The organism is Bacillus sp. MUM 13 (genome assembly GCF_001866725.1).
GTDB lineage: Bacteria > Bacillota > Bacilli > Bacillales > DSM-1321 > Peribacillus.
On sequence record NZ_MLYQ01000162.1, the window covers coordinates 1 to 6,430 of the forward strand.

Below are 6,430 nucleotides of genomic sequence, written 5' to 3' on the forward strand. Positions count from 1 at the left end.
GTCTAAAATAGACTTAGATTGTCATATACATCAGGAGGAGATTATGGGAAAAGAAAAAAAAAGAGAAAAATCCAAAGACAACTTTTTTATTCCAGAATTAAAAATTGTTTGGAGTTGGGTTAGGTTTCTCTGGGTCCTACCCTTGTTAGGTATAATTTTGGTTAACAGCCATATAAAATGGCTCGATTTTACACAGTTAGGCCCTTTTGGTGATTTTGCTTCTGGGACTTTAGTTCCCACACTAACTTTTGTAAGTTTTTTAGCTCTTCTTGTTACGCTGAGGATGCAAAAAGAGCAATTAGATATACAAAAAGAGGAGATGCAAGCAACAAGACAAGAATTTATTGAGCAAAATAAAACCTTGTCTATTCAAAGGTTTGAAAATACTTTCTTTCAGATGGTAAATTTACACCATGATATTATTAACTCAATTGTTTATGACCGTATTGACAATATTTCAGGAAGAGCTTCATTTCAGCATTTATATGATACTTTTAAGAAAATGTATTTACGGAATATGGATAAAGATTTTGAGTTCCGAGGAAAAACTGATTTATCGAAAATCCGAATTACCTACAAGCCTATTTACGAAAGTAATGAAGACAAACTAGGCCATTACTTTAGGAATTTGTATCGAATTTTAAAGTTTATTGATGAGACTGATATGAGCATTCTTAATTCAGAAGACAAAAAAAATTATATTGGTATTATAAGAGCCCAATTATCATCCTATGAACTTGGACTAATTTTTTATAATAGCTTAAGCATATTAGGCCACAATTCCTTGCTATTGGCGGATAAGTACAACCTTTTTGATAATCTAAATACAAGTATCTTAATTTCCCCAACACATAAAGAATTATTTAATAATGAAGCTTCCCTCTACATAAAAAATAGCCACTAATCAGTGGCTATTTCAGATTGTATATAAATAATTATTCATCGAGATCTTCCTCGAGGTATACCCTCTCATTTGATAAGCGCTGCTGCTCAGTTAATAAGCGCTGTTTTAAAAGAATAATTTCCTCAACGGCCTCCCCTATTTCATTTTCCAACTTTTCGATTTGACCGTTATACTGTCCTTCCAGATTATCGGCTTTAATTTCTCGTTCATCCACAAGAATTTCATTTTCTACATTAGGGTTGTACTCCTGCTTCTTTGAGAAGATGGAAAGGATTCCTGATGATTTTCTATTGAGCTCCAGGCTTTTACGCAATACGTTTCCTGCTTGACGATCCATTTTGCGATATAAGCGGTGACTTTTGATTTTTTCCTGAATTATCTCAATTTGCCTCTTTTTATCTGTTACACTTGTTTCTTTCTTGAGAAGATCCATCTCTAATTGTGTAACCCCGTTTTGTCTCATGAAAGTTTCAACAAGTATTTGCTGCCGTCTCTCAAATTCTATAAAAATCTGATCCAAGTTTTCGTCGTTATATTTATTTCCTTTGGTTTGTCCAATTTTTTGCTGTGTCTGTGATTTTAGCGCTAGCTTAACTTGAATATCCGATATGGTTTCACCACGTTCTATCGCTAATAAAACCATGTGGATTTTGAAAACACTTATGTATGGGAGCCTCTTTTTTCTTCCTTCAATAAATACCTCCAAATAACCATCCAACATTCGTACATAATACCTTAATGTTGAATTAGCAATATGAAATATTGATTCGGAACATTCCGTTGTGGAATACATCTTATTGGGTTCTAACGATAAAACACTTTCACTATATAGCCTTCCATTGTATTCCTTATCCAGTAGCAAAGATGTAAATAGAGGATCTGAGGATAAAGTTTTTTCTATCATTTCTTTATTTGCTTGAACATGCCCTGTCACAGTTATTCACCTCTTAGCGATTTATTATCTTTATCTTTGAGTTATCAATATGTTTAAAACGTCAGTTTATCATTAATAAAAGGATTGTAGTATCAATGGTGAAAAACGCTGACTTTACAATTTCCCTTTAACTGGGGTTATTAACAACGATATGCTGGGATATATAATAATAATTATTATACCACTATTATCGATCGTTTTAATAGCATGAACGAGTTTAACGCTAAAATAACATTATCGAAAGTTTAGCGGTTTTAAACTATCGATAGGATTATCGATAAGTTTAAAAGATTAACGATAATAGTTAGATATTGCGTCATCTTTTTAATTACAAGTATGATGGGGAATTAAAATGTAAACTAGTCTAATCTAGTTTATAGATACAATCCATTAAACTGGTCTAAACTAGTTTAATGGATTTAAAGCTATCGATAGGAACAAGATAAAGTTAATTTACCGCTATACAAATCTAATCGCTAAATAAAATGATAAAAACCTTCCGTTGCGCCAGTTTATTTCATAACGCTGCTGTATAGATAACGATAGTTTGACGCTATTATCTTAATGTATGTCGATGATTTACCGATAACAATGACTTAACGGAGGGATTGATTATTTTCGCTGGCTGAATAATCGAATCGATAAATTTAGAGTAATGTGAATTTATCGCTAATATATGATAGTTAAAATATAGTTAACGATAAAATATCGCTAACTATTGATTGACTTTGAATGTTAAAACACTTATATTATACTTAATAACTAATCTAGATTAGTCTAGGTTGTAGGGGGAGAGAAAAATGAGTAAATTAGACTTTCTATTTAAAGAAGACTATTTGTTAGCAGGTGTTGATAGCGGTAATATTTCTAACAAAGTGACATACATAGACGAAAGCGGAAATTTTGTTTCCTTAAATATAGCAAGTATTATAGGAGAGAATGCTGAAACGACCGCGGAAGATATCGCCGAGGAAAGCAGGGATAAGTCATTTCCGGAAGATATGATCCTTCATCTCCAAATTAAAAGCAAAGCTTTGCCGAAGAACCGGACCAATGCATTTTACACAGTGGGGGAATATGCTCAAATTGCTACAGGCAAAAAAGAAAATCTGAAAGAGACCAGCAGTGAAGTGAAAGATAAATTAGGGAATGAAATCCATGTGGTTACGACCCTGGCAGGCCTTGCTATGGCAGCGTGGAAATCAGGCAAAGAGGACAGGGTGAATGTCCCATTAAGCTTTGGACTGCCGATAGAGGAGGCAAAGCAGGCTTCATCTGAAAAGATTAATATATTTTTAGGGGAACATGAAATCACTTCCATAAAAGGACCTTACAAGGGGAAGACAGTAACCATAAATATCACGGAAGTTCAGCTCAATGTGGAAGGTGTTACAAGCTATTTAGCATTGGCTTTTGATTTGGTTAATGGTGAAATCGTAGAAACGGATTTCTCTTCCAAAATCAACAATGAATTTGCTATTGCCGACCTAGGAGCGGGCACTTTGGATTTGGCTCTATATGACGAAAATGGACTTAACTCCATAAAGTCTACAAACTACTTTATCGGAACGAACAAATATATTGATAACATCATGCAGGAAGCTATAGAACTCAAGGAATTTGATTCAATCCGTTCCAGGTTCGAAAGGGTGCAGCAGGTTCCTAAAATCACGTTTACTAGAGAAGAGTTTATGAGGAAGTTCATCAAACCTGAGATTGATAAATTATTAAAGAATCCAAAATACAAACCAGTATTTAAAGCAACATGGCAATCAAAGACAGGGGATATTACCGGAATCGTTGCCAAGCATGCAAAAGCGTACGCGGAAGAAGTGAAAGATAAGGTACTGAGGTATTTCGTGGATACCAATGTAGGCCAAATGATTATGGTGGGCGGGGGATTACTATTCGCACAGCAATACCTTGCAGACATGCAGGAAGACGATTGCTTATTCCCGCCTAATCTTGAAGAAGCAAGCTTCTTTACGAGTAAAGCCTACCTTTTGAAAAACATTATCTCTCAGATAGAAAAGCAGTCACAAAAAGCATAAATTGTATCCGCTAGTGTGTTCTAAAAGGTGGTGGTTTACTTGATAAAAGGAAAAATTACTCCTGGAAGGGGCTTTCAGTATACACCTCAAAACTCCATACCCTGGGCGGAGGAGTTTAATGATTTGCTGGAGCACTTCAGCAGCCGCAACGAACTTATGTCCAAGCTTATAGAAGACGGCATTAAGGTACAAAATGGCATTCATAAGGAAAAGGGAATCTATCTTCCCATGGACTGGTTCTCTAATGATCAATTGATGCTGCTGAAAACGGATGAGGGCAAAAAGATACTCTATAATATTCTTTCTTTGGTCCTCGGGAATCCCGGAAGCAGGAATCTAGCACAAGCCATTGCGGGAAGTGAGCCATATCTTGGAGAAACTCTCCAAACAGAGGATGCTAAACCTGAAAAAGCAAGTGATTCTGCTCAAGATATCAAAAGCATACGTAAAGAAAAGACTCCTTTGAATAATCAAGGTGATGATGCTCTTTCCAGGTTAATCAAAATAGGAAATATGACAAATTTTAAGAGGTAAGTGGGGCTCGGTCATTAGATCGGGCTTTTTTATGTGCCTAAGGAACATTTTTTTCTTATAGAGCAGTGTCGGACTTCCTCAGGATCTGTAATAAGGCTATGTTAAAAGTAAAGGTTGATTTATAGTGAAATGGTATGATGACCATTACCTTACACCTGATTATATTTAAATACGACTGGATATTTATGTTAAAATGAACGGGCAGTTTAGTGGAACAAGGATATTTACGGGGAGAATTGAGGAATATTTAATTATTCGGATATGTCGACTTAATAGCCTGATATAAGGAGTTATTATGAATGTATATAGAGAATGAAAAAATATATCCTAATTGTCAAATGGTTATAAGAACAGTAGATATTGGCGGTCTGACAAAATCGCAGCTTATCCAGAAATTGCAGCAATGCTCCGTATTGGTTAATGAGTCCGGAAAAAGACTCCTAGCTGATAACCAGTTTACGACTACTGAAATAAAGTACAGCCTAAATACCGTTGAACTAACCGTCGGTAATCTCGGTCTTCCTGATGGCGCTAATACGGACCTGCTGTTTAAAAGAGCGAAGGATCTTGGCTTGGCCTTTTCTGCGACTTCAGTATTTAGATCAACCTGAAGGTTACTCGGAAAAACCTTTAACTGGTAATCAAGCTCCATTTGGCTCTATCACAATAGCATCGAAGATACTTAATTATGATTATGATTTTCCAAAAGGTTTTTATCTTAGACGAATTAATGGTGCGTTATGGCTAAGAGGGTACCGTGCTGATCAAATACACGTTTGGGATCCTAATGACCATTTTATCTTTTGTCAATCAACAAAGGAGTGAGAAGGAATGGAAAGATTGATGAAAACACGCTGCAACATACTTTTTATGTAAAAATATTACTATTTGCACTGATAGGAAATAGCTAAAGATCCATCTGTGTGATAGCTTTATTCATATTGTGCTAACGGGGCAGTTATGTTAAAAAATACAATTACGGCGAATCTTTTTTCTTAATTTATGAAAGGAGATTTCACAAGAATTTTGAACATATGAAAGCCTCTTTTTTATTAATAAATGAATATCCAGTAAAGAAAGGGTTTTCTATACATGTATTGAAATAAGTAGTTATAATTGTTAAAGGAGGGTGTTTTGATGCTTCAACACGAGTATGGATGGGTTCGAGAAACTAGAGGAACTCTTTTAGATTTTTGTGGGAAATTAGATCCTAATCATTTTACTCATACAAATGGTTTCGGTTGGCAAAGTGTAAGAGTCACATTAGTTCATATAGCAGATTGCTATGTTGCATGGCTGGGCTCATTTGTGTTATTGAAGACAAAAAAGCCACTTACTCCTAGGGAAGAACTAAATAATCTCAATATAGAGGAAATAATAGCACGATTTGATCAAGTGGATTTAATTGTAAATGAATTATTAGAACTACATGGACATAATTTAAACGTGCTAATTGATAGAAAAATCCCTTGGAGAGAAGCAACTGAACAAATATCTATTACTCCTGGTAAATTGCTAATGCACACGATTACCCATGAGTTTCATCACAAAGGGCAAATAGTAGCAATGCTTCGACAGATGGGATACGAACCCCCAAATACAGATGTTTTAGGAACAGAAAATTAATTTATTCAAGAAGAATTTTGGCAATGTTTAATTGACATTGCCTTTATCATTGAGTTAGTTTGTGAAGTATTGTACTTAAATTAACGGGTGCGTTCGTATTATAGAGTTAACCAGTTTTTACTGGTTGGCTCTTTTTTTTATAGGACCTATTATGTCAGTAGCCAGGGTAGAACGTACGGGTGCGTGGGACTAAGATCTCGTGAACTAAACTGTTCGCCCCCTACTTGTAGAAAGATGTTTGAGGCTGGTTGGGACAAGATCTCGTATAACAAGCGAAGCTATGGAACTACAGGGAGGTATAGGGGTTACTGGCGAGTACATCGATGGGAGAGATGAAATTGAATCCAGTAGTGGGCCTGGATGTGGCCAAAGGAGAAAGTG

5 protein-coding genes and 1 pseudogene are annotated in these 6,430 nt (G+C 35.5%); 5 read left to right on the forward strand and 1 reads right to left on the reverse strand.

What is annotated here, in order from left to right; all coding sequences use genetic code 11:
- Window positions 1-43: 43 nt before the first annotated feature.
- Window positions 44-904: a putative phage abortive infection protein gene (locus BIV59_RS22355; RefSeq protein WP_071353663.1), complete on the forward strand. Its 861-nt coding sequence runs from the start codon at window positions 44-46 to the stop codon at window positions 902-904.
- A gap of 31 nt (window positions 905-935) precedes the next feature.
- On the opposite strand, the gene BIV59_RS22360 is transcribed toward BIV59_RS22355, so the two are convergent.
- Window positions 936-1,838 (reverse strand): hypothetical protein, encoded by a 903-nt coding sequence (locus BIV59_RS22360; protein WP_071353664.1) that lies wholly within the window; start codon window positions 1,836-1,838, stop codon window positions 936-938.
- 800 nt (window positions 1,839-2,638) lie between these two features.
- On the opposite strand from BIV59_RS22360, the gene BIV59_RS22365 reads away from it, so the two are divergent.
- The 4 genes and pseudogenes from BIV59_RS22365 (at window position 2,639) to BIV59_RS22380 (ending at window position 6,049) form a co-directional block, all read left to right on the forward strand.
- A complete protein-coding gene (locus BIV59_RS22365; protein WP_071353665.1) occupies window positions 2,639-3,889 on the forward strand; it encodes a ParM/StbA family protein in 1,251 nt (416 codons plus the stop codon).
- Between the two features lie 39 nt (window positions 3,890-3,928).
- Window positions 3,929-4,423 carry a hypothetical protein gene (locus tag BIV59_RS22370; protein WP_071353666.1) on the forward strand — a complete coding sequence of 165 codons (495 nt, stop codon included), beginning with the start codon at window positions 3,929-3,931 and terminating at the stop codon, window positions 4,421-4,423.
- A 299-nt stretch (window positions 4,424-4,722) separates the two neighbouring features.
- A pseudogene (locus tag BIV59_RS22375) lies at window positions 4,723-5,248 on the forward strand (helicase).
- Between the two features lie 312 nt (window positions 5,249-5,560).
- Window positions 5,561-6,049, forward strand: coding sequence for a DinB family protein (locus BIV59_RS22380; protein ID WP_071353667.1), 489 nt, complete (start codon window positions 5,561-5,563; stop codon window positions 6,047-6,049).
- Window positions 6,050-6,430 lie beyond the last annotated feature (381 nt).

Bases quoted from the DNA above. Each gene is read 5' to 3' on its own strand.
- BIV59_RS22355 (WP_071353663.1), top strand. From the start codon at position 44: ATGGGAAAAGAAAAAAAAAGAGAAAAATCCAAAGACAACTTTTTTATT.
- BIV59_RS22365 (WP_071353665.1), top strand. From the start codon at position 2,639: ATGAGTAAATTAGACTTTCTATTTAAAGAAGACTATTTGTTAGCAGGT.
- BIV59_RS22380 (WP_071353667.1), top strand. From the start codon at position 5,561: ATGCTTCAACACGAGTATGGATGGGTTCGAGAAACTAGAGGAACTCTT.